Source organism: Roseibium sp. (assembly GCF_050301095.1).
In the GTDB taxonomy this organism is placed as follows: Bacteria; Pseudomonadota; Alphaproteobacteria; order Rhizobiales; family Stappiaceae; genus Roseibium.
In genome coordinates this window covers 15,811-38,134 of record NZ_JBNKYW010000072.1, presented here as the reverse complement: position 1 = coordinate 38,134, position 22,324 = coordinate 15,811, and the positions used below count along the sequence as shown (strand labels likewise).

19 protein-coding genes are annotated in these 22,324 nt (G+C 60.4%); 7 read left to right on the top strand and 12 right to left on the bottom strand.

Annotated elements, in window-relative coordinates; translation table 11 throughout:
- A partial coding sequence (locus ACQY7U_RS06750) for a GumC family protein (protein ID WP_428643053.1) occupies window positions 1-2,040 on the bottom strand: 2,040 nt, incomplete at its 3' end.
- A gap of 360 nt (window positions 2,041-2,400) precedes the next feature.
- Here ACQY7U_RS06750 and ACQY7U_RS06745 point away from each other — a divergent pair.
- Window positions 2,401-3,204 carry a WecB/TagA/CpsF family glycosyltransferase gene (locus tag ACQY7U_RS06745; RefSeq protein WP_428643052.1) on the top strand — a complete coding sequence of 268 codons (804 nt, stop codon included), beginning with the start codon at window positions 2,401-2,403 and terminating at the stop codon, window positions 3,202-3,204.
- Window positions 3,205-3,215: 11 nt separating this feature from the next.
- On the opposite strand, the gene ACQY7U_RS06740 is transcribed toward ACQY7U_RS06745, so the two are convergent.
- Entirely contained in the window at window positions 3,216-4,286 is a 1,071-nt protein-coding gene (locus ACQY7U_RS06740) for a glycosyltransferase (RefSeq protein WP_428643050.1), read from the bottom strand.
- A 199-nt stretch (window positions 4,287-4,485) separates the two neighbouring features.
- On the opposite strand from ACQY7U_RS06740, the gene ACQY7U_RS06735 reads away from it, so the two are divergent.
- The gene (locus ACQY7U_RS06735) at window positions 4,486-5,382 is read left to right on the top strand and encodes a DUF6492 family protein (protein ID WP_428643049.1); all 897 of its coding nucleotides are present in this window, start codon (window positions 4,486-4,488) and stop codon (window positions 5,380-5,382) included.
- Here the strand turns inward: ACQY7U_RS06735 and ACQY7U_RS06730 are convergent.
- Together ACQY7U_RS06730 and ACQY7U_RS06725 are read right to left on the bottom strand one after the other, a co-directional pair.
- Entirely contained in the window at window positions 5,358-6,293 is a 936-nt protein-coding gene (locus ACQY7U_RS06730) for a glycosyltransferase family 2 protein (RefSeq protein ID WP_428643048.1), read from the bottom strand. The two genes, ACQY7U_RS06735 and ACQY7U_RS06730, sit on opposite strands and share 25 nt — an antisense overlap.
- Before the next feature lie 98 nt (window positions 6,294-6,391).
- The gene (locus tag ACQY7U_RS06725) at window positions 6,392-7,759 is read right to left on the bottom strand and encodes an O-antigen ligase family protein (RefSeq protein WP_428643047.1); all 1,368 of its coding nucleotides are present in this window, start codon (window positions 7,757-7,759) and stop codon (window positions 6,392-6,394) included.
- Window positions 7,760-7,950: 191 nt separating this feature from the next.
- Here ACQY7U_RS06725 and ACQY7U_RS06720 point away from each other — a divergent pair, with 191 nt between their 5' ends.
- The 3 genes from ACQY7U_RS06720 (at window position 7,951) to ACQY7U_RS06710 (ending at window position 12,375) form a co-directional block, all read left to right on the top strand.
- Window positions 7,951-9,030 (top strand): endo-1,4-beta-xylanase, encoded by a 1,080-nt coding sequence (locus ACQY7U_RS06720; RefSeq protein WP_428643046.1) that lies wholly within the window; start codon window positions 7,951-7,953, stop codon window positions 9,028-9,030.
- Window positions 9,030-10,445 (top strand): oligosaccharide flippase family protein, encoded by a 1,416-nt coding sequence (locus ACQY7U_RS06715; protein ID WP_428643044.1) that lies wholly within the window; start codon window positions 9,030-9,032, stop codon window positions 10,443-10,445. The genes ACQY7U_RS06720 and ACQY7U_RS06715 overlap by 1 nt, the downstream gene beginning before the upstream one ends.
- 148 nt (window positions 10,446-10,593) lie before the next feature.
- The gene (locus ACQY7U_RS06710) at window positions 10,594-12,375 is read left to right on the top strand and encodes an alpha/beta hydrolase (protein WP_428643043.1); all 1,782 of its coding nucleotides are present in this window, start codon (window positions 10,594-10,596) and stop codon (window positions 12,373-12,375) included.
- A gap of 25 nt (window positions 12,376-12,400) precedes the next feature.
- Here ACQY7U_RS06710 and ACQY7U_RS06705 read toward each other — a convergent pair whose 3' ends face one another.
- Window positions 12,401-13,162 (bottom strand): cobalt-precorrin-6A reductase, encoded by a 762-nt coding sequence (locus tag ACQY7U_RS06705; RefSeq protein WP_428643042.1) that lies wholly within the window; start codon window positions 13,160-13,162, stop codon window positions 12,401-12,403.
- A complete protein-coding gene (locus ACQY7U_RS06700) occupies window positions 13,146-14,246 on the bottom strand; it encodes a cobalt-precorrin-5B (C(1))-methyltransferase (protein ID WP_428643041.1) in 1,101 nt (366 codons plus the stop codon). Before ACQY7U_RS06700 ends, ACQY7U_RS06705 begins: the two co-directional genes overlap by 17 nt.
- Window positions 14,247-14,364: 118 nt before the next feature.
- Between ACQY7U_RS06700 and cobA the strand changes: the two genes are divergently transcribed.
- Window positions 14,365-15,231 carry a uroporphyrinogen-III C-methyltransferase gene (gene cobA, locus ACQY7U_RS06695; protein ID WP_428643040.1) on the top strand — a complete coding sequence of 289 codons (867 nt, stop codon included), beginning with the start codon at window positions 14,365-14,367 and terminating at the stop codon, window positions 15,229-15,231.
- Complete coding sequence (locus tag ACQY7U_RS06690; RefSeq protein WP_428643039.1) at window positions 15,221-16,540, top strand: cobyrinate a,c-diamide synthase; 1,320 nt, start codon at window positions 15,221-15,223, stop codon at window positions 16,538-16,540. The genes cobA and ACQY7U_RS06690 overlap by 11 nt, the downstream gene beginning before the upstream one ends.
- A gap of 19 nt (window positions 16,541-16,559) precedes the next feature.
- Here ACQY7U_RS06690 and ACQY7U_RS06685 read toward each other — a convergent pair whose 3' ends face one another.
- From ACQY7U_RS06685 to ACQY7U_RS06660, 6 genes are all read right to left on the bottom strand, one after another.
- The gene (locus ACQY7U_RS06685; protein WP_428643038.1) at window positions 16,560-17,156 is read right to left on the bottom strand and encodes a Crp/Fnr family transcriptional regulator; all 597 of its coding nucleotides are present in this window, start codon (window positions 17,154-17,156) and stop codon (window positions 16,560-16,562) included.
- Window positions 17,157-17,468: 312 nt separating this feature from the next.
- A complete protein-coding gene (gene cobM / locus ACQY7U_RS06680; protein WP_428643037.1) occupies window positions 17,469-18,242 on the bottom strand; it encodes a precorrin-4 C(11)-methyltransferase in 774 nt (257 codons plus the stop codon).
- Window positions 18,239-20,182, bottom strand: coding sequence for a precorrin-3B C(17)-methyltransferase (cobJ, locus tag ACQY7U_RS06675; protein WP_428643035.1), 1,944 nt, complete (start codon window positions 20,180-20,182; stop codon window positions 18,239-18,241). Before cobJ ends, cobM begins: the two co-directional genes overlap by 4 nt.
- A complete protein-coding gene (gene cobI / locus ACQY7U_RS06670) occupies window positions 20,152-20,877 on the bottom strand; it encodes a precorrin-2 C(20)-methyltransferase (RefSeq protein WP_428643034.1) in 726 nt (241 codons plus the stop codon). The genes cobJ and cobI overlap by 31 nt, the downstream gene beginning before the upstream one ends.
- Window positions 20,874-22,088, bottom strand: coding sequence for a precorrin-6y C5,15-methyltransferase (decarboxylating) subunit CbiE (cbiE, locus tag ACQY7U_RS06665; protein ID WP_428643032.1), 1,215 nt, complete (start codon window positions 22,086-22,088; stop codon window positions 20,874-20,876). Before cbiE ends, cobI begins: the two co-directional genes overlap by 4 nt.
- A complete protein-coding gene (locus ACQY7U_RS06660; protein WP_428643031.1) occupies window positions 22,085-22,324 on the bottom strand; it encodes a hypothetical protein in 240 nt (79 codons plus the stop codon). Before ACQY7U_RS06660 ends, cbiE begins: the two co-directional genes overlap by 4 nt.

The following is a 22,324-nucleotide window of genomic DNA, read 5'->3' as shown; positions in this document are numbered from 1 at the left end:
GATTTCGATCTGAGGCTGAGTCATGGGCGACTCGGAAATTACAATCAGGTCGAACTCGGGCTCCAGACCGGATTCATTCAGAAGCTGGAAGCTGCCCTTCGTTTCGCTCTGATATTTGCGGCGCCCGTTGGTAAGGCTCAGGAAGTCGATGTCGAGATCTGCGGCCGTGACCGCGTCCTTGAGATCGGTATCATGGCGGTTTACCGGCAACATGCGCCGGGATACCTGTAATCCTGCGGTGTTATTATCTACGAGAAGCACCCGGAAGTTTTTCAGACTTGCCGCCGCAAAGACCAGAGAAAGCGCCGTCATATTGTGATTGCCGTCGACACTTGTCACAATCACGTTGCTGGCAAATCCGTCAACCCGGTTCGACTGGATCTGCTTCAAAATCGTGAAGACCGATTTCCAGTAGGGACGCATTTCCCGGTCGGTCACCCCTGCCTTGAAACCCCATAACGAGCTCAGAAGGTCGTCCGCATTCATGTCTGCCTGCTGGCCCAAATAGGGCAGGCGGGGCAAATGGGAAATAGACGCCGAAGCCTGCTGCGGCAGCACTCCGATTTGCGGTGCTCTGAACGCCATACTATCCGGCCCGGATACGGCAGCATAGGCAGCCGCTGGAGCATAGGCGAGTTCCGGCTGAGGGTTGAGCAGATACCGGACGCACAGGGAAGCAGTCTCGCGTCCGATCGCAATGACTACACCAATCATGGCGCCAAGCACGAGACCAGCCAGAGCCAATATTTTTTTCTTGGGCCAGATCGCAGCCTCCGGAGGAACCGCCGGCGAGATGATCCGGGCGTTCGGGATGCTGATCTGTTCGACCTCGGTGATTTCCTTTGTTCGGCTCAGGAGGTTTTCATAAAGTTGTTTGCTGGCATCCGCCTCGATCTGAAGTTCCTTCAGTTCAATACTTGATTTTTGGTCGATATTCGACTTGGTTCGAACATTGTCGAGCTCTGCTTCCAGCTTTGCAACCCGGTCACGCAGGACATCCGCCTCGAGTTTCGCGGTACTTGCAATCCGGCCAATTTCCGTATCCAGAAGCTTCCTGATCTCCCGTGTCTGGGCCTTGGCTTTGATCAGTTCGGGATGTGATGGAAGGAGGTCGGTCGCCAGATCTGCCTGTGTTCGAGCGGCAGTCGCATATTGTTGCTGCAGATTGGCGATCGTGGCCGAATTGGTGACGTCGGACAGGGCGTCGATGCTCACTCCGGAATCGATCAGTCGCCGGATTTCGGAAGCCTTGGCATCTGCCGCCGCAAGAGCCGCGCGCTGTTCGGTCAATTGTGTGCTGAGTTCGGCAAGCTGCTGGTCGGAGAGCAGTGTTTTCTGATCGCCCGACTGAAGATTGTTCCTGGCGCGAAACGCTTCAACCCTGGCTTCAGCTTCGCGCAACTGGTCCCTCAGAATGCGGAGCCGGTCTCCCACCTTTTCTTCGACTGTTCGAGAGATCCTGGAAACCTGGCCATTCTGATTGGATATGTAGTTCTCCGCAATGGCGTTGGAGATGATCGCAGCTTTAACCGGCGTATCGGCATCGACCGAAACATTGATGACGAAGGTCAGGCCTTCCCGTCCGACCTCCAGTGCACCTTGAAGGGTTTCAACCGCCTTGTTTGCCGAGATTTCCTTCGTTGCCGGAGATGATTGCACAGACCCGCCGAGCAGGGACGTCAAGGGCGACAGAAAACCCTGGTCCGGTGCGCCGTCGCCAAACTCGGGATCCTCTATGAGGTTGAGCTGGTTCACGACGCTTCGCAGGACGGAGGAGGACTGCAGGACAGTGACCTGACTGTCGACAACAAATGTGTCTTCAAGATAGCGCGCCGGTGCGTTCTGGTTCTCGAAAGGCTGGCGGACGGACGGATCGATCAGAACCTGGGTTGTCGCCCTGAACACCGGCTTCAGGGACACGGCAACTGTGGCGGCGATAACCGCACACAGAAACGCGCAGGCAACGACAATCCACGCTCTGCGCCGCAGAACGGACAGAAGATCCAAAATATCGCGAAAGGTCGGAGCGCTTTCCGCCACTTAACTCGTCCTGCCTGATCCTGGCGTTTAAGGCCATGTTAACCCTGATGATCCGGCTAAAGTAGCCAAACTTGGTTAGCAACTGCCTAATAGTCAACGGAAGCAGAGCTGCTCTGCTGGCGTACACCGCTTGCCGTTCCGCCGGTTGCGGATGGTCGCGGTGTGGGCAGACAAGAGGCTCCCTGGTGAACAGATCTTGCTGCGGCAACCTGTCTCGAGCGTTTTCTTAAGGAACGGCTAACGGTGTTCCCAATTCGAAAACCGAAATCGGGATAACAATTTAGCTGTTCTAACCCGTGCTTAACCCTGGCTGTGATACTGCGAAAGCACCAGAGACCCTCAATCGAGACACAACCGCACATGATCGTGACCGAAGCCGGCAAGTGGCAGCACAATGGATCTGCAAAGGCCCAGACGACGACACTACTCGGCGGTCTGCCAATCACGAACATAGGCATGGAGGAAACGGCCGAGCAATTTGTCGAGATCGCACTTCAGGCGGGAACCGGCAATCAGTTGCCGTTTTATTCGACGTCTGCCAACGGGCAGGTGATCGCAATGGCGGCACAGGATGAAGAGTTCAGACAATTGCTGTTGCGTGCGGACCAGATCCACGCCGACGGCATGCCCATGGTTCTGCTCTCCCGGTATGTTTCCAAAACGCCCTTGGCCGAGCGTGTGGCGACAACAGACCTGGTTCATGCCGTCGCGCGAAAAGCCGAAGAATCCGGCGTCACTTTCTATTTTCTGGGCGCGCGCGAAGATGTTAACGCTCTTGCCGTCGAACGGATGCGGCAGCTCTATCCGAAACTGCAATTCGTTGGCAGGTCGCATGGTTATTTTTCGCCGGAACGGGACGAACAGGCGGTTGTGGAAGAAATAAACCGTTTGCGGCCCGGCATTCTCTGGATCGGCCTTGGCGTGCCGATGGAACAGAAGTTCGTCTCGCGCAACCTTCACAAACTGCAGAATGTCGGTGTCATCAAAACCAGCGGCGGGCTGTTCGACTTTCTATCCGGAAAGAACAGCCGTGCGCCGGGCTGGATGCAGAGCGCCGGCCTTGAATGGCTTTACCGGACCATGCTTGAGCCAAGGCGGCTCGCGCATCGGTATTTCCTCACCAACCCGATTGCCTTGCGCGAGATCCTGACCCGCTCGGAGTAGGGCGCAATCGGCTAGCCGGCCCGGTGATCCATCCGGATTATCACATCGTCCCAGAGGCGATCCACTTCGCTGGCGATATCCGAAGGCCCTATGTCCTTACCCTGTGCCGTGAGCACCGCATCGGCAGTTGCCGGTATGCCGGCATCCGTGGGAACGAGCTGAATGCTGCCGGTTTCTATTAGGCGCTGGAAGAGACTGTGGTGGGCAAGCGCCGTTCTGCTGGACGGAGCGTTCACAACCACTGGCTTGCCGGACGCTGCGGCAGTCAGAACGCTTCCCCTCCGCGCCGTCAATCCGCCAGGCAACAGGTAACAGAAGACGTCGACCTCCTGAAAAATCGCAAACAGCTCTTCTTCACTGCCGATGAAACCGCTGACGGCAACCTGGCCGGACAGTCCTTCGTTCTTCACCGCAGCGAAGAAGTCCTCCTCGACGTTGTCGAGACCCTTGATGAAGGAACCGGCGAAGGCGACGAAGACGTCGGTGCCGCGCTTCTTCAGATCAGCAGCCACCGACAGCACGGAAGAAACCTGTTTTTGCGGATAGATCGAGCCGAACTGACCAATGATCAGCCGCCCATTTGCGCGCTCTGATCTGAGTTTTTCTGCGAAGGCGCCCGGTATCAGTTTTTCCGGGGGGGAAAGGTTCGGCGGGATCGGGATCACCGTCCGGTTGCCGGTGGCAATCTTGGCAAGGCCGGTACTCTCGAACTCTGCTTCTATTTCCGGAGCGGAGAAGCAGAGTTCCGTGGCAAGCAGAACGACGGGAGACAACACGAGCCGCCGCTTCCAGTCCAGGGCCGACCACTCATGCAGAATGACGTGGACACCTTTCCCGGAGAGCCTTGCGGTACAGGCTGCCAGCAAGGGTTCCAGCAGCTTTTTCTTCCAGGCCACGACCGGAAAATTCACAACCAGACCGTCGACCCCTTTCAATGACCGGAACAGATTTGGAAGATTGAAGTCGAGCCGGTGGGTTACCGCCCTGGCTTCGAACCGGGCGGCCAGAAGTCTGGAGAACTCCTCGACGCCGCAGGTCTGGTGTGTGTCGGAAATCAGAACCAGGTAACGGTTGGAACCCATCGTGCTTGTGCCGGTTGCCTTCGGTGCGGGTATGGAACGATTTGAATTCACCGATATAAAGAAGTTGTTTAGAAGAAGTGTTCATCGATGATTTTCAAGACAGAATGCAGAATGTGAAGCGCTGCGGAAAGGCCTCATACCGCCTTTTCCGGATTGAGCGACATCTGCAGGAAACCCGTTGCCCGCAGGCGGACCAAGAATGCAAACACCTTCCGTATCATTCATCACGCCGAGCTATTCCCTCGATTTGCACCGGTGCGAGCTGCTGTGCGAGTCCATGGACCGGTTCGTGACCGGCTATGACATGCATTTCATTGTTGTTGGCGATGAGGATATCGAGCTGTTCAGCCACCTGAAGAGCGCCAATCGAAAAGTGGTTGCTTCGTCGGAACTGCTGCCCCGGTTATGGCCGGTGGGGAAGTGGCGGGGCCGCCGGTACTGGTGGTCGCCGCAGATCGGATTGCCGGTTTATGGCTGGCATTTGCAGCAGCTCCGGAAATTCGCGATGACCGCGGCGCAGGACAGCGACCGCGTCATGTTCGCGGACTCCGACTGCGTGTTCTGTAGGCCGACAGACATGAAGGTGCTAGCCGGAGGGGAAAATACGCCGCATTTTCACACGAAAGGCGACATAAATTCCTCCAGACCCAATCATGTCAAATGGTGGCGGAACGCGCACAGGATCCTGGGACTCGATGTTCCGGACTTGCCGGGCGACGATTACATCGGCCCCATGATCGTCTGGGACCGCAAGACGGTCATTTCCGTGCTTTCCAGGATTGAAACCGCGTGCGGTCGTTCCTGGTGGGCGGGGCTGGCGCGTCAGCGGGATTTTTCGGAGTATCTCACCTACGGAACCGCGGTCGCGGCAGATTCGGACCTTGCCGGGCGCCACGAACTGACCGAAATTAACAATTGCCTGACCTACTGGGGAGGTCCTCAACTGGACAGGAAGGGGCTGATTTCCTTCATGAAGGAAATGCAGCCTCACCACTACGCCATCACGATCCAATCGCATACCGCAACACCCCTGGAGACCATACGCGAAGTCGCCTTCGCGGACACGGCTGCTCAGGGTTTGTCGGAAGCCTTGTAAGGCGCCGGCAGGAAGCCGAAGGCGGCAAAGAAGCGGCCGACCGAGACCAGGAAGGGGTGGCTTGCGGGGATGAGGTGCCCGGTTCTGAAGAGGACCGCGAGCGAGCGTCCCACGCTGAGGCCCAGGCTTATTGCGTTCTTGAGGATTGCCGCGACTGCGGAGAGGCCGTTTTTCCGGTCGACCAGATAGTTTATCGAGCCGGTCCGAATGGAACGTGTCATGAGGAACCGTGCTGAAATGCGCTCGGCGGGAACAAATTCGTTTATCTGCGCGCCTGCGCACCAGTAGGTCCTATAGCCTGCCTTTCTGCATCGGGTGAAGAAATCCATGTCGCCACCCCCCAGATAATTGAAACGCAGGTCGAAGAACGGTGCTCCCAGCCGGCCGAAGACATGGCGCCTGATCAGGCAATTGCCGGAGCCGTGAAGCTGGTCGATCTCACGGGTCGCTCCGTTAATGGAGATGAACAGCTGATGTTGTCGGATGGCTTGCGGGGCCTGCCCCTCGAAGACCCGGAAGACCGGGCCGCCGACAATGTCGGCGCCTGTCTCACGGGCAAGCCCGACCATCTCTGCGAGCCAACCGGGAAGGGCAATCTCATCGTCGTCGATCATGAGGAAGCAGTCGGCTTCAGGAAAGGCGTCCAGGGCTTCGCCGAAGGCGCGATTGATCGCGAAGCAGTTTCCCTGGTTTTCTTCGACAAAGACAGCATTCGGAATATCGTGGCTGGAAAAAAAATCTCTTGCGAGTTTTGCGCCAAGAGGATCGCGGGCATCATTGTCGACCACGACAATCGCAAAACCGAAACCGGGAGCCTGTTCGGCCAGTGACTTCAGGGTTCTGGCAAGCCAGTCCGGTCTGCGGAAAGTCGGAATGCAAACGACGGCATCGATTTTTGCATCACCAGCCATTCCTGCCATCACTCCCCAATATTTCACTTTCGCCAGATGAGCTGAATCCGGTTTCTGACACCCTTTACCGGCCGGCAACACTCATATCAGGAAAGAAGTTAACGTGCGTTTGTTGCAAGCGGAGATCCGGAACTGACAACCGCCTTCGCCGGCGTTTCCTCAATGAGGTGGGCGAATGCCTGAAGCCGTAGCCCGAACACGCCGACCAGCATCGTGAACCAGATTGGTCCTGAATTGCCAAAGAACGGGCTCTCCAGGCAGGCGAAGAACAGAGAAAACATCCAGATACGAATAAACAGGCGCGTGACCAGTTTGTTGTTTGTACCTGCCAGGGCCCGATTGGCATATCCGAGAGGAAGAAATACCAGCCAGCTGATGACGAGCAGGAAACCGGGAACACCGGCGTTGACGAACTGTTCCAGATACCCGTTGTGGGAGTTGGCTGCGGTTACGGCCCAGCTGTGGAGCGAATACCCGCTTCGGAAGAGAGCTTCCGTTTGCCAGAAAGATTGAAATCCAAAGCCGGTGACGGGGTTTTGACCGATGACCTGAAGCGTAATGGACCAGATCGCGGTCCGGTCTGTGAAAGTCGGGTCGATGCCCACGGATGCGAGCAACTGCTGAACGGTTTCAGATGCCGCTGCCGAGATCAGAAGAGTGTTAATCAGGACCAGCCCGCCAACAACTATCACCGGGCGAAGCAGCCGGACGTTTTCGAATATCCATACCAGAGCCAGGACCGCCGGCATCATCGCGAAGGACGTCTTGCTGCCTGACTTCCATAGGAAGATCGTTGCAAGCACGACGATCACGCCGCCGATCAGTGCGGATCTCGCTCTGAGAATATAAAGCCCGAAGAACACGGAGAAGACCATGGCTGCGGCCGCGATGTTCTTGTGTCCCATGAGACCGCGCCAGTCACCTGCCAGGTTCTTTTCCAGTGAATCCGTCAGTTGGTGGATTGCAAGGTGAGGAAGGGCAACGATTCCGTAGTATGAAAAACCGATGACGAGACAGAGCCCGATTGCCATCAGGTTGGTGAACTGCTCGCGCGACTTTGGCAGCAGGAGGATGGCACTGCTGCTGCAGCAGACGAGTATTGCAAACACGATGCGGCGGAACGCAGTTGCCGGGTCCCCGGCGAACAGGCTTGCAAAGCAGAACCAGGCGAGCATCACCAGCAGTAAAACACGCGGACACAAGAGGTACCGCCGGTTTGCCTTTCCAAGGATCACCCAAAGCAGGGCGCCAGACATGAGCACCACAACAATCTGGTTCAGGCGGTTGGAACTGCCGCCATATGGTGTTTTCAGGTCAACGGCATTCGGGTTTGGGAACGGATCCAGACCGATCCAGAAATAGAAGAAGACACCGAGAAAGAGCGCCGCCGTCAAAAGCCTGGCTGCAGGTGGACCGGTGACTGGGAAGGCGGTTGGCGCCTGACCGTATGGTGCGGCACTGTACATGCGAGGCGTGTCTGGTCCGTTTGAAATTTCGAATCGGTCTTCAAGCAGAACCCGTTCCGATTAAACATCCGCTAACTTCTCAGATTATTTAATATTCATGCAACGGATATCTATGTTACGACCCGATGCAAAGTGATCTGGCGTGTGCTGGCGACGCTGTTTCCCGACGTGGCACAAAGGATACGTAATCGATGCACAGACGGGACTTTGTGAAAGGTGCGCTGGGCGCGGGCTTGGCGTCTTCCGTGCCGCTGGAACTCGTCCTGCCGATTTCTCAAGCTGCGCAAGCGGCAGCCAGGCAGCGCGTTCCCTACGGAGCTGCGATCCGCACGGACTTTCTCGAAACAGATCCTCACTATGCTGAGGCCGTCCGCAAGTACTGCCAGATCGTTGTCGGCGAAGGCGGACTGAAATGGATCGATCTGCGCCCTTCAAGGTCCAGCTTCGAATTCGATCAGCCCGACCGGCTGATTGCGTTTGCCGACGCCAATGGCATGACCATGCGCGGACATACGCTGATCTGGTACGCGGCCATGCCCGACTGGACGGTGGAAATCGATACGGCGAAGGAGGCAGAGTTCGAGCTGATCCATCACATCGAAGTCGTCGTGGGCCGGTACAGAGGGCGGATCCCGAACTGGGATGTCGTCAACGAGCCAATCTCTGAAGATCCGGACAAGGAAGGTCCGCTAAGGGATTCCATTTGGCTCCAGCAGCTGGGAGAGGACTATATCGAACTCGCGTTCCGAACGGCGGCTGCCACGGATCAAAACACCCAATTGGTGCTGAACGACTTCGACTTCGAAAAAGCGACGCCGGTCAGCCGAAAACGCAGGTCCCTGATGCTCGATCTCTTGAAAAAGTTGAAGGACCGCGATGTCCCCGTTCATGCGCTCGGGCTGCAGGGACACCTCACCGGCGAAGCGGAAATCGACAAGGACGGGCTGTCGCGCTTTGTTGAGGACGCACATGGTCTTGGGCTGGATATCCTCGTCACCGAGCTCGACGTCATTGACAACAACCTGCCTGCAAACCAGGGGGTTCGGGACCAGATCGCGGCCATGCGGGTGAACGACTACCTCTCCGCAATCTGCGACGTCGTTGAGCCGAAATCGATTCTGACATGGGGCCTGTCGGACAAATACACCTGGGTGCCGATCTGGTTCAGCCGGCGGGACGGATTGCCGAACCGGCCGCTGCCGTTAGATGAAAATTATCAACCCAAGGCGATGATGCAGGTCTTGCAAGAATTTACCCAAGCAGGTTCCTAGTGCTCCGTCAGGTTTCGTCCTATATGACCGCCAACGTGGTTTCGGCCGTGTTCGGCTTCGCTCTCGTGATGTTCTTCACGCGCGTCCTCACACCGGAGCAATACGGCATCTACGTGGTCGGGATGGGGATTGCCACCCTGTTCTCCTTCCTTCTCTTCTTCTGGATCAAGACGTCTCTTTTGCGCTTCAGTTCCGAAGCAGAAGACTTCGACATGCGAGTCACGGCGCTGGTCGCCTTTGCTGTGATTGTTCTCCTGAGTCCCGTGCTGTTCGAGGTTTTCATCCTGGTAACGGGAGAAAGGTTCGACTACGTCACAGCGGCACTTTGCGTTGCGATCGGGGTTGGATTGTTCGAGTTCCTCCAGGAGCTCTTCCGGGCCCATCAGAAAACCGGGCTCTTTGCGTCCTCGATGATCCTGCGAAGCGCCATTGCCTTCGGCCTTTCCTGCGTTCTCGTTCTCGGTTTTGATCTCGGAGGGGAAGGGCTGTTGCTCGGGGTTGCCGGCGGCTATTTTCTGACGCTTCTGATCTTCATGCCCAAGGCCTGCCAAAGACCGCTGCATGGGTTTGATCCTGCAATCCTGAAGAAGATGCTGCGCTTCGGGCTGCCGATGACCGTCTCGGGCGCGGCTTTCTCGTTGCACGCATTTTTCGACAGAATTCTGGTCGTTTCCATTCTGGGTGAGGCAGCGGCCGGCATCTACGGCGCGTCGGCGGATTTTGTCAGGCAGATCATCCTCATGCTGGGTGTAGCCGTCGGCTCGGCCATCGTCCCGATTGCTATCAGGCTCTACGCTAGCAGTGACAGGGAAGCTACCGACCGGCACATGGCAACGAGCCTCGAACTGCTGATAGCGCTGATCCTTCCGGCGACTGTCGGCATGGCACTGACGGCGGAGCGGCTGGCGGCGTTCGTCCTGGGAGAGGACTTCCGCGATGTGGCCACCCTTCTGATACCTGTCCTGGTATTCGCATGGCTCTTCAGGTCAATCACCTACCAGTACATTCATGTCAGTTTTCAACTGGCGAAAAAACCGTCGCTTATGGGACTTCAGGGCCTCTTCATCCTGGCTGTCAGTGTTAGTTGCATGCTGTTGTTCGTTCCGCGGTTCGGCCTACTCGCCGCCGCTTATTCACTCGCCGTCTCGGAAGTTTGCGGCGTCGTTTTCGGCTTTGTCCTGTCCCGATACGCCTATCCGTTGCCAGTCGTGATCTGGCCTTGCCTGAAGATTTTCCTGGCCACCGCAATCATGGCCGTGCCGACATACCTGTCCCTGAAAATCGAATGCGAAAACAACTTTTTGGCACTGTTGGTTCCGGTTCTGACGGGGGCGACCGTTTATACGCTCGCGGTGCTGGCGTTTGATGTTGCCGGACTGCGCCGTATTGTTGTGAAACGAATGCAGGCTGCCTGAATCAGATCCCGGGAATGACGGCGCCAGGAAAAACATTAGCCACCTTATCGCTGTTGCGCTGGCTACAGACTCCGTTAAGCATCCACCCCTAAAACACTTGGACAACCCGAGAAAGGCAAAGGCAATGCTCCAGTCCGGTGGAGAAAGTGTGAGGGAGGACGCGAGTGAGACGGTGTCGCGCGACGTCTTGGGACTTTCCGCCGCACAACCGGTCTGTTTTGCCAATCTGCCGGGCCTTTTCACCGCCGCCGATGCGGCCGGTACGGCAAGGGGAATCGCGGTTCTGTTTCTCAGCCCGTGGGGACTGGAGGAATTTCTGACGCGGAAATTCTATCGGCACCTTGCAGAGCGATTTTCAGCAATTGGTGTCGCGAGCCTGCGTTTCGACTTTCCGGGCACCGCAAATGCAGTCGACACCCCCGGAAAAGACGACCTCGAGGCCTGGGCAAGAGCGGTTGCCTTGGCCGCCGCGGAGCTCAGGTGCCTGGCGGGCGTATCCAGAATTGTCCTGATCGGGCAAGGTCTGGGGGCTGGTCTTGCCTATCAGCATGCGGCTGCTTCGGAAGATCTGGCCGGTCTGGCACTTCTCGCACCTGTCTTCAGGGGGCGCCTATATTTACGGGAATTGAAGCTCTGGTCCAAATTCGTCGATGATGGACTTGGTCTGAGTTCTGGGGACCGGGACAAAAAGCCGGGCACCATCGCGGGTATTGACATGCCGGACGAACTGGCCGCCGACCTGAAAAACTTCAGTGTCAGCGAGCTTGATTTCCAGCCGTCGGTGCCCGTGTTGCTGGCTCCGAAGCCGGAGGTTCAACTCGATCCTTTCGTCACCGAAAAACTGTCGGCGTCAGGTTGTTCTGTTACCGGCACTGTCTACAAGGATTTCGAGACACTCCTGACAGGTGCGACGCCGCCGGAACTCCCTCTGGCCTTCGCCGACGAACTTGTCCGCTGGCTTCAATCCCTGCCCGAGTGGCAGACACTGGCCCGTGTTCCGGCGCGTGTTCCTCAAGCGTTTGCGCTCACCGGGCCGTCTTTCAGCGAAACGCCGATCCGCTTTGGTGAAAACAACAGGCTGATCGGGACCTTGTGCGAACCGCTGGGGCGGCCGGCAAGCGTTTCGGCCGTCATTCTGTCCACCTCCTATGACTACCAGATCGGCTGGGGGCGGATGAATGTTCAGCTCGCGCGGCGGCTGGCGCAGCAGGGAGTTGCGACCCTTCGGTTCGACGGTGCGGATATCGGCGACAGCCCTCCCGTACCAGGGCGCCGTGTTCAGGTTCTGTACGACGACGCGCAAGTGGTGGATGCCCAGTGGGCACTTGAAGTGCTGAAGATGCGGGGCCTTGCGGACAATGTTGTGATTGTCGGCCGTTGCAGCGGCGCTTATACGGCTTTTCAGGCGGCGCTTCATGATCGCCGCTGGAAAGCTTGCGTGACCATCAATCCCTATGGCTTCCATTGGCGCTTTGTCGGCTTGCCGAGGACACTAAAGGAATACTGGTCCCGATTGAGCGAACCCGCAAAGACCGCGAGACTTCGCGAAGGCCGGATAGAACCGGCTGCGGCGGCGATTAACATCTTCGTCCGCGTCGCCGACAGGGCTGCCTCCGCTCTTGGAAAGGTCTTCCCGCAACTTCCGGGCATCGTCCAGCGAAACCGGAAAGTACATGAGGCCTTCCAGAAGCTTGCAGCTTTTGGCACACGGCTGACGATCGTCTATTCCGAAGGCGATGAGGCGATGGCTTCATTCCTGATCAATTTCGGCGAAAATTCCGAAGGCCTGACTGCCTACCCGAACAGCAAGCTTCATTTCATCCCGAATGCCGATCACAATTTGACGCCCCGTCCGGCCCGGGAGTGTCTTTTCCGCATTATTGAGGACGAAGTGCAGGCCATGTCGCGAGCGGACAGCCGGAAGCTGTAATTGCATCTTGCTGGTCCTGATGACTTCAGAAATCCGAAGCGATCTCAAGATTGATCTTCCTCAGCGCATCTTCAACGCTGGTAGCCAATTCCGTTTCAGCCAACTTCGGACGGTCGACCATGATCACAGGCAGGCCAAGTTGCCGCGCCGCCTCGATCTTGGCATGTGAGCGCCTGCCGCCGCTGTTCTTGGCGACGACGTGGGTGATGCGGTGTTTCCTGAAGAGGGCGATTTCCTCACTTGCCGAAAGGGGCGGGCGACCGAGGACCAGTTGCCAATGACCGGGCAGCGGAAGTTCCGGCGGTTCGATCATCCGGGCAAGAGCGAAAATGTCGGTCCGGTGGGTGAAGCGGTGAAGGTCCTTGCGGCCGATGGCCAGGAAGGCGCGGGCTTGCGCAGGCAGGGCGTCCGCGGCTTCGCCCAGTGAAACAACGGACTGCCAAAGGTCGCCGGATTCGGGTGTCCAGGCGGGGCGCTCCAGCCGGATCAGCGGCAGGTTGAGGGATCTTGCGGCAAACACGGCATTGCCGCTCATTTGCGCGGCAAAGGGATGGGTCGCGTCGACGAGGAGCGTGACTTTCTCATTCACCAGATAATCCGTCAGGCCCGCCACGCCGCCGAAGCCCCCGACGCGGGTCGGAACGCCAAGGTTCGGCAGGTTGTCGACCGCGCCTGCAAAGGAGGCGGTGATCCGGACATCGGGGAAGGTTTCCACCAGCTTCTTTGCCAGAAGCCTGGCTTCCCTGGTGCCCGCCAGCAGAAGAATATGGTCAGCCGGTTCCGTCAAAACCGCATTCCCCCAGAATATTGCCCTTGCGGTCGGTGATCAGCACTTCGACATCGACCGGCGCCGCCCGCAGGATCTGCCGCACGGCTTCCCTGGTGCGCCGGGCGAGCGGGGCGGCGAGGTCTATGCCTTCGGCAAGCGCCCGGTCGAGCACCTCCTTCGCCGTGTTAGCCGAAGCGGCCCCTTCGATCAGGCTTGCGGAAGCGCCGGCCTCGCGCAGCAGTTCCTGCAGAAAGCCGAAGTCGACCGAGCTGCGGGCGGAATGAAGATCGAGCGCGCCCTGGGCCAGTTTGGTGAACTTGGCGAAGCCGCCCGCCAGCGTCAGTTTTTCGACCGGGTGGCTGCGCAGATATTTCAGCAGCCCTCCGGCAAAGTCTCCCATATCGAGGAACGCCGTCTCGTCGAGGCCGTATCGTGTCCGCACCGCGTCTTCCGAGGAAGCACCCGTGGCACCGACCACATGGGTCAGGCCGATGGCGCGGGCAACGTCGATGCCGCGGTGGATCGAGGCGATCCAGGCCGCGCAGGAAAAGGGCCGCACGATGCCGGTGGTACCCAGAACCGAGAGCCCGCCGATGATGCCAAGCCGCGGGTTCATGGTCTTTTGTGCGAGCTCCGCGCCGCCTTCAATCGACACCTCGATCTCCACGTCCCCCGTTACGCCGAAGATGGTGGCGACCTCCTGAATGGCGGCCTGCATCATCTGGCGCGGTACCGGATTGATGGCCGGTTCGCCCGGCGGGATCGGCAGGCCAGGCCGGGTTACCATGCCGACGCCGTCGCCGGCCTTGAAACGGACACCGGATCCTTTCGGCAGGAGACGGAGCGTCGAGGTGATCAGGGCACCATGGGTGACATCCGGATCGTCGCCCGCGTCCTTGGTGATGGTTGCCGAGGCGCTTTCCTCTGACAGGGCGTGGCGGGTCAGGGCAAAGGCGGTCGTTGCCCCCTTTGGCAGGGTGATCTCCACCGGGTCCGGAAAGGTGCCGGTCAGGAGCGCGGCATAAGCGGCCTTCGCCGCCGCGGTCGCGCAGGCGCCCGTCGTCCATCCCCGCCTGAGTTCTTTTGCCTCTTCCTTCGACATATGTCCTCTATAGTGGATAGCCGCCCCATTGCGCATCACCAAAAGAGATGTCGGAATCGGTTTGTTTTGTTTCGTGGAATCGCTTGGCGGTCTTCTTCGGGCCGGGTAAAGAGGAACCATGAACGGTGAAGAACACAACAACAGACTGCCGGACGGCCTGCCGGCTTTCGAACCCGGCTGGGTGTGGCTTGCAGGCGCGGGTCCCGGAGACCCGGGCCTCCTGACGCTGCATGCGCTCAACGGGCTGAGACAGGCGGATGTCGTCGTCTACGACGCGCTGGTCGACCAGAGCATCCTGGACTGGGTGAAACCCGGCGCCATCACCGATTATGCCGGCAAGCGGGGCGGAAAGCCGAGCCCGAAGCAGCGCGACATCACGCTGAAGCTCATCGACTACGCCCGCGAGGGCAAACGTGTCCTGCGGCTCAAGGGCGGCGATCCCTTCGTTTTCGGGCGGGGCGGTGAAGAGGCGCTCGGCCTGGTCGAGGCCGGTATTCCCTTCCGCATCGTGCCGGGTATCACCGCCGGGATCGGCGGGCTCGCCTATGCCGGCATTCCGGCCACTCACAGGGACTGCAACCAGGCGGTCACCTTCCTGACCGGTCACGACCAGACGGGCCTGACGCCGGATGCCATCAACTGGGACGGCATTGCCAAGGGCTCACCGGTGATCGTCATGTACATGGCGATGAAGCATCTTGAGACCATCGCCGTCAAACTGATCGCCGGTGGACGGTCTGTGGACGAGCCTGTGGGTATCGTGTGCAACGCTTCGCTTTCCGGGCAACAGGTTCTGGAGACAACACTGGGCCGCTGTTTCACCGATGCCGCTGAAGCGGGCATCGAACCGCCGGCCATCGTCTGTGTCGGTGAAGTGGTGCGCCTGCGCAAGGGGCTCGACTGGCTCGGCGCGCTGTCCGGCAAGAAGCTGGTTTCCGATCCGCTCGGTGTCAGGGGCGGCCAGCGATCCAGCGATGCCGGATAACCCGGTCATTTCCCCGGCGCGAGGGCTGCTGATCGCGGCGCCTTCCTCCGGTGCCGGCAAGACAACCTTGACGCTTGCTCTTCTCAGGGCCTTGAAGACAGCGGGGCGGGCGGTTGCCTCCGCCAAATCGGGACCGGACTACATCGATCCGAAATTCCACGAAGCTGCCGGCGGCAGTCCCTGCATCAACCTTGACGCCTGGGCGATGACACCTGCAACGCTGACCGCCCTTGCGGGCGGTCAGGCGCAGGGGCAGGACCTTCTGATCGTCGAAGGCGCAATGGGGCTTTTCGACGGGGCTGCGAGCGGCAAGGGCTCGGCTGCGGATCTGGCGGCGCGCCTCGGACTGCCAGTGGTGCTGGTCGTGGACTGTGCGAAGCAAGCGCAATCGGTCGCTGCGCTGTTGCATGGGTTCCGCTCTTTCAGAGATGACGTGACCATCGCCGGTGTGTTGCTCAACCGGGTCGGCAGCGCGCGCCATGAGAAGATGCTGCGCAGCGCGCTGGCGCCGCTCGGTGTCAAGGTTCTGGGCGCCTTGCCCCGTTCCGAAGACCTCGTTCTGCCTGAGCGGCATCTCGGTCTCGTTCAGGCGGAAGAACATGGCGATCTGGAGCGTTTCCTGGAAAACGCTGCAAGCCTTTGCGCCGATCATGTCGATCTGGCGGGGCTGGAGGAGATTGCCTCTGGCATCGCGCCTGCCCGGAACGCGGAAATTTCACTTCCCGCTCCCCTGGGCCAGAAAATCGCCGTTGCCCGGGATGTCGCCTTTGCTTTCACCTATCCGCATCTCATGGACTTCTGGCGGCAGAGCGGCGCGGAGCTGTCGTTCTTCTCTCCCCTTGCCGATGAGGCTCCTTCGTCAGAAGCGGATGCTATCTACCTGCCGGGCGGCTATCCGGAACTCCATGCCGGGCGGCTTGCGGGCGCCGGGCACTTCAGGGCCGGAATGCAGACAGCCGCAAAGGGCGGCAAACTGATCTACGGCGAATGCGGCGGCTACATGACCCTCGGCAGCGGGCTGATCGATGCGGGCGGTGCGCGCCATGAAATGCTCGGGCTGCTGCCTCTGGAGACCTCTTTCCAGAGCCGCAAGCGCCATCTAGGCTACCGGCGGATCAAATCTCCAGTGGGGATACCCTGGCCCGGCCCTTTGACCGCTCACGAATTTCACTATGCTTCCATTGTTTCGGAAGGTGCGGCGGAGCGGCTTTTTGAGGCGGAAGACGCGGAGGGGACAAAGCTTGCGGGCTTGGGTCTGCGCGCCGGCTCGGTCATGGGCTCGTTTGCGCATGTGATCGCAGTCGCCTGATTTCCTTCTGCCTGCGTCTTCACTTCAATCGGTACCGCCCACCGGATTTCTCGAGCCGTTTCTCCCTGACGAGGGCTGCCAGCGCCCGGTAGCAGGCTTCGTGGGTCAGGCCGATGGTGCGGGCAATGTCTTTCCAGGCGTGGTTCGGATCGCACCAGCCGCCCCGATCCCTGGGCAGCATCGACAGGAAAGCGGCGACCCTGTCGTCCGCCCGCTTGATGTTGCGCAGTTCGATCTGGGATCTCAGGTTCCGGATTTCCTGCGAGTAGATCCTGAGAACCGACATGGAAATTTCCGGGTTGTGCAGAGCGTCGATAACGGCCTGCTTGTCATAGGCGGCACAGCGAGCCGCGGTCTCGCCGACAGCATCGCAGTGATACCGGTCGGCGAACAGGGACGCTTCGGCGAGAAGGTCGCCGGGGCCCGCCCTTTGAACCACCAGTTCCTGACCGTTTTCCAGGGTACGGATCATGTTGAGCCGCCCTTCCAGCACATAAAACATGCGCCGAACCCGGTCGCCTGACCGGAAGAGAGGCTGTCGTTTTGCAATCGATAGCGGCGTGGAGGCCAGTCCCGCCTGATCCAGCGCCTGTTTCAAATTGACTGTTTTAAGCATTTTTGTGGAAGTCCCGCCCCATATGATCGCGATCATATGTGATTGCGCGAAAGTCTGCGACACTTTGCGCATTAAGCCCAATCGACCTGTGAGAAGCTGGGCGTGATCACAAGAACAACGACAAGGGTTCCTTAACCCGGCACGGGTCGCGTCCCGGCTTCTCGCGTTTTTTCCATTTACGATGCAGGATTGTTCCAGGACCTGGCGGTTCGGGAAGGCGCGTGCGCTCCCGTCCGCGCCGATCCGCGTCCATGACATGGACGGCAGCGCACCGGAATGCGCAACCCCTTTCGTCTTTGTATCCGGCTGTGCTTATGCCCTGGCTTTCTTCTTGGGCCGCAGGACATGAACATGGTCGGCGTCATAAAGTGCGCTGTCGCGGAAGTCTTCGGCCGGTTTCAAGGCGTGGCCGACGAAGATCAGCGCCGTGCGGGTGATCTTGGAAGCGCGCACCTTTGTGGCGATGGTGGACAGCGTGCCGTGGATGAAGGCCTCGTCCGGCCAGCCGACACGGTAGGCGACGATCACCGGGCAGTCCGGGCCGTAATGCGGGGTGAGCTGGCGCTCGACCTCGCGCAGGTTCCGGATCGACAGGTGAATGGCGAGCGTCGCGCCGCTCTTGCCGAGCGTGTCGAGATCCTCGTTGTTGGGCATCGCCGAGGACTTCATGGCCGTGCGGGTGACGATAATCGTCTGCGCCACTTCCGGAATGGTCAGCTCGGTCTTGAGGGCTGCGGCCGCTGCTGCGAATGCCGGAACGCCGGGCGTGACGTCATAGTCGATCCCGAGCGCATCGAGCCGGCGCATCTGTTCCGCCGTCGCGCCGTAGATCGACGGATCGCCGGAGTGCACCCGGGCGACGTTCTGGCCCTTCTCGTGGGCGGCTTGGATCTCCGCGATGATCTCGTCGAGTGTCAAGGGCGCGGTGTCGATGACACGCGCGCCTTCGGGCGCTGCTTCGACGATCTGTTCCGGCACCAGCGAGCCGGCGTAAAGACAGACCGGGCAGGACTGGATGAGCTTCAGGCCGCGGACGGTGATGAGATCCGGATCGCCCGGTCCGGCGCCGATGAAATGAACGGTCATTGGTTGTCTTCCGAAGTTGAGGCTTCCGCCTGAAAAATATCGTCGTCGGCGCCGTCGTCCGTTGAACTAGCTGCGGAAGGCGCGGCTGCCGGCGGCGTTTTGTCCTGATCCGTTTCGACGATTTTCGGCGCATCGATGCGCTTGGCGTAACCGCGTGGGGTATAGACGAAGGGTTTGCCGTCGCCGCGCATCACGGTTCTGGTGGTCGAGGAGCCGACGAGAACAGTGGTCAGCATGTCGACGTCGTCGACGCTGAGCGCTTCCAGCGTCGTGATCCGCAAGGTTTCTTCCGGGCGGCCGAGATTGACGCCGAGAACGACCGGGGTCGCGCCGGAACGGTGCTCAAGCAGGATTTCCCGTGCTTCGGCCAACTGCGTACGGCGGCGCCTGGAAACCGGGTTGTAGAAAGCAATGACAAAATCACCTTCCGCCGCGGCCTTCAGGCGCTTCTGGATCACTTCCCAGGGGGTGAGCAGGTCGGAGAGGGAAATCGTACAGAAATCATGGCCGAGCGGGGCGCCGATCCGGGCCGAGCAGGCCTGGAGTGCCGAGATGCCCGGCGCATTGGTGACACTGACGCGCTTGGCGGCATCCGATACGCCGCCATAGGCTTCCTCCCGGTGGAGCAGCTCATAGACCAGCGAGCCCATGGCGTAGATGCCGGCATCGCCGGAGGAGATCAGGGCGACGTCCTTGCCCTTGCCGGCTTCCTCCAGCGCAAAGCGCACCCGGTCCTCTTCCGCGCCGAGCGGGAAGTTGTGGTGGGTCTTGCCGGAGATGTGGTCCTTGACGATGTCGAGATAGAGCGAATAGCCGACGACGTCCGACGCCTTGGCCAGGAGCTTCGTTGCCTCCGGCGTGCGCCAGTCGTCCTTGCCCGGGCCGATGCCGATGACGGAAAGGTGGCCACGGGCGCGGCCGACTGCTGAGGCGTCGATGGTCTGCGGCGTGCGGGCAATGGCGCAGGTGGCGTTTTCGGTTTTCTGTTTTTCGACCGTTAGCGTGCCGAAGGATCCCGAAGCGGCAAGCGCGGCGCCTTCGCTGACACCATGGCAACCGACTTCGGCGAAAACCACGTTGGACGGGTTCTTCAGGCGCGGCGTCTCGCGCTGCAGCTCCTCGACGGAAAAGACGCGCAGCGGCACATCGAGGTGCTCCGCCAGCGCGTTGACAGCCGCCTCGTCCGCCTTCAGGTCGATGGTGGCGACACAGGCGACCGCGCCCTTGGCAATGTTGGCGTCAGTGAGGTTCTTCTCGACCAGATCGATCAGCTCTTGCGGATCGCAGCCACGGGCGCAGCCGACACCGACCGCATATTTCAGCGGATGATAGACGAGCTGCGTCGGGCTGCCTTCTGCAGGGTGCTCGGTGGCCACCAGCGCAATGGCGGCGTCCGGCTCCAACTGGAGTTTGGCGTCCATCAGCCAGTCGGCGCTGCCTTCGATGCGGACCGGCGCGCCGGAAAGAAGCTCCGCCATCACCGGCTTGGCGTCCTCCGGGTTGGCAAGTCGCCAGCCCCTGGGCGGGACGTCCAGCGCAATGCCGAGCTTGGTGTCGCCGGCGGTGGTGACGGCGGCATGGCCGCCGAGCGCCTTGGCGATCAGGCGGGCGAGCGCATTGGCGCCGCGATGGCCGCCGAGCAGCGGCACGACGGAGGAACCGTCCTCGGAGACGGCAACTACCGGCGGCTCGGTGCGCTTGTCGTCAAGGATCGGAGCCAGCGCGCGGATCAGGATGCCGCTGGCACAGAAGCCGATGATCGGATGCCCGGCCTTGAAAAGCAGCTGAAGATGCTCAACCGTCTCATTGAACTGCGTGTCCGCCGTCGGCACCCGGCCCGCAAGGCCGTGAATGCGCGCGGTCGAAAAGCGGCGGGCGATGTCCTCGGCGGTGTCGAGACCGGCCTGGTTCAGGACGAATAGGATAGGGGAAGCGTCCACGCTTCTTCTCCCTTGTAGATGAGGATCATGGAAAAATAGGGGGCGGTTTCCGTCTCAAGGTCAATGAGGCGGTGAACCTTCTGCTCCGGCAGGCTGGCGCGTTCCACGTAACCGGCCTTTTCCAGAAGACCCATGCCGGCAAGCAGGGCCTTCAGCCGAGGCAGGTGACGGCCGACCTTCATGATGGCGACGGCCTGGGCCGCCTCGATCTTGCTGCGGATGTCGTCGTCGGAAAGCGGACCCGGGATGACCGTCATGACGTCGTTGCGCGAGGTCAGCGGCCGCCGGAGCTGGGCGGCGCAGGCGGTCAGAGAGGTGACGCCCGGCACGACCTCTATCCGGAACCTGTCCGACAGACGTTCGAAGAGATACATGAAGGAGCCGTAGAAGAAGGGGTCGCCCTCACAGAGGGTCACGACGTCCTGACCGGAGGCCAGCACCTCGGCGATCTCGACCGCTGCCCGGTCGTAGATCTCCTGCGCAGGAAAGCGGTCGACGCGCATCGGCACGATGATGGGGATTTCACGCACGCCGTCCGGCAGGGCGCTTGCCGCAATCGAGCGGGCGAAGCTCTCGCCGGAGTCGGGCGCCGGATAGGCGATTACCTTCGCAGAGGAAATCAGCCGGTGCGCCTTCAGCGTCATCAGCTCCGGATCGCCGGGGCCAAGGCCGATACCATAAAGAATGCCGCTCATGGTTTCGTGAGGCTCCACTGCGTGACCGGCATCAGGGGGCGCCAGCCGGTGAGGCCACCGATGCTGCCGGCCTTGTGAATTGAGAGTTTCTTCAAGCTTCCACCGTGTTTTTGAAAGGCGTCGAGCAGCACGGCCTCGCTTTCCAGCGTGACCGCGTTGGCGACCAGCCGTCCGCCCGGCCGGAGAGCTGCCAAGGCCGTGTCGACCATTCCGGGTGCGGTCAGGCCGCCGCCGATGAAGACCGCGTCCGGTTGGGGCAGGCCTTCAAGACCTGCCGGCGCGTCCGTGTCCCTCAGGTCGAGATGCGGCACGCCGAGAGCGACCGCGTTTTCCGCAGCCATCTGCCGCCGCTCCGCATTGGGTTCCAGGCCGATGGCCTTGGTTCGGTTCGCGGCCCTCAGCCATTCGATGGCGACCGAGCCGCAGCCCGCGCCGATGTCCCAGAGCAGCGCGCCCGGATAGGGTTTGAGTTCGGCCAGCGTTACCGCGCGAATGTCCTGCTTGGTCATCTTGCCGTCGTGCCGGAAGGCATCGTCGGCAAGACCCGGCGTTCTTGCCCGCAAACACAGGCCCGGGTCCGCAATGACTTCCAGCGCGAGCGTATGAAAGTCGGCAACCTCGGCAGACCAGCTTTCGGCGTTGCCTTCGACACGTCTTTCCTTCTCGCCGCCGAGGTGTTCCAGCACGCTCATGCGGCTCCGGCCGTAGCCTTCGTCTGCCAGGAGGTCGGCCACTTGACGCGGGGTGTCGGCGTTGCTGGTGAGCGTGAGAATACGTGCGCCGGGGTAAAGCGAAGCCCTGAGGAGATCGACTGAGCGGCCGTGTACCGACAGGCATTCGGTTTCCTGAAGCGCCCAGCCCATGCGGGAAGCTGCCAGCTGAAAGGCGGAGAGGGCGGGCAGGACCGTCATTTCCAAGGGTGAAAAATGCTTCAGCAGCGAGGATCCGATGCCGAACCACATCGGATCGCCGGTGGCGAGCACCGCGACCTTGTTGCCCTTCAGCGCCGCAAGCTCCGCAAAAACGGAGGAAAACGGGCTCGGCCAGGTGCGTTTTTCCGCGCTGAAGGCCCCGGCCAGCTCCAGATGGCGGGCGCCGCCATAGACGATGTCGGCACGGCTGAGCGCCTCCGCACTGCCCGGTGCCAACACGCCGTCTTCACCGATGCCGACCAGGGTCAACCAGGGGGCGAGGGAATTGGGGGAGGTCATTTGTCCTCCAGCGTGTAGGGCTTGATCACCGGCTTGACCGAAAGATCCCGGGGCTTGCCGTCCCTTGTCGCGGACACGGCACGCGCGCCGCGAGAGCGGTGATGTTTGGTCGGGTCGGCCGCCTCGCCGGAGTTCGTCGAAACGGAGGCGCCCGGCTGGGACAGGAACCCGCGCGATCGCAGAGGCTTGTTGCCTCCGACCGACTTCCGGCCGTCCTTGCCGCTTTTGACCGCCAT

Coding starts and splice junctions, on each gene's coding strand:
- ACQY7U_RS06745 (WP_428643052.1), top strand. CDS start 2,401: ATGATCGTGACCGAAGCCGGCAAGTGGCAGCACAATGGATCTGCAAAG.
- ACQY7U_RS06740 (WP_428643050.1), bottom strand. CDS start 4,286: ATGGGTTCCAACCGTTACCTGGTTCTGATTTCCGACACACACCAGACC.
- ACQY7U_RS06735 (WP_428643049.1), top strand. CDS start 4,486: ATGCAAACACCTTCCGTATCATTCATCACGCCGAGCTATTCCCTCGAT.
- ACQY7U_RS06730 (WP_428643048.1), bottom strand. CDS start 6,293: ATGGCTGGTGATGCAAAAATCGATGCCGTCGTTTGCATTCCGACTTTC.
- ACQY7U_RS06725 (WP_428643047.1), bottom strand. CDS start 7,759: ATGTACAGTGCCGCACCATACGGTCAGGCGCCAACCGCCTTCCCAGTC.
- ACQY7U_RS06720 (WP_428643046.1), top strand. CDS start 7,951: ATGCACAGACGGGACTTTGTGAAAGGTGCGCTGGGCGCGGGCTTGGCG.
- ACQY7U_RS06700 (WP_428643041.1), bottom strand. CDS start 14,246: ATGTCGAAGGAAGAGGCAAAAGAACTCAGGCGGGGATGGACGACGGGC.
- cobA (WP_428643040.1), top strand. CDS start 14,365: ATGAACGGTGAAGAACACAACAACAGACTGCCGGACGGCCTGCCGGCT.
- ACQY7U_RS06690 (WP_428643039.1), top strand. CDS start 15,221: ATGCCGGATAACCCGGTCATTTCCCCGGCGCGAGGGCTGCTGATCGCG.
- ACQY7U_RS06685 (WP_428643038.1), bottom strand. CDS start 17,156: ATGCTTAAAACAGTCAATTTGAAACAGGCGCTGGATCAGGCGGGACTG.
- cobM (WP_428643037.1), bottom strand. CDS start 18,242: ATGACCGTTCATTTCATCGGCGCCGGACCGGGCGATCCGGATCTCATC.
- cobI (WP_428643034.1), bottom strand. CDS start 20,877: ATGAGCGGCATTCTTTATGGTATCGGCCTTGGCCCCGGCGATCCGGAG.
- cbiE (WP_428643032.1), bottom strand. CDS start 22,088: ATGACCTCCCCCAATTCCCTCGCCCCCTGGTTGACCCTGGTCGGCATC.
- ACQY7U_RS06660 (WP_428643031.1), bottom strand. CDS start 22,324: ATGGCGGTCAAAAGCGGCAAGGACGGCCGGAAGTCGGTCGGAGGCAAC.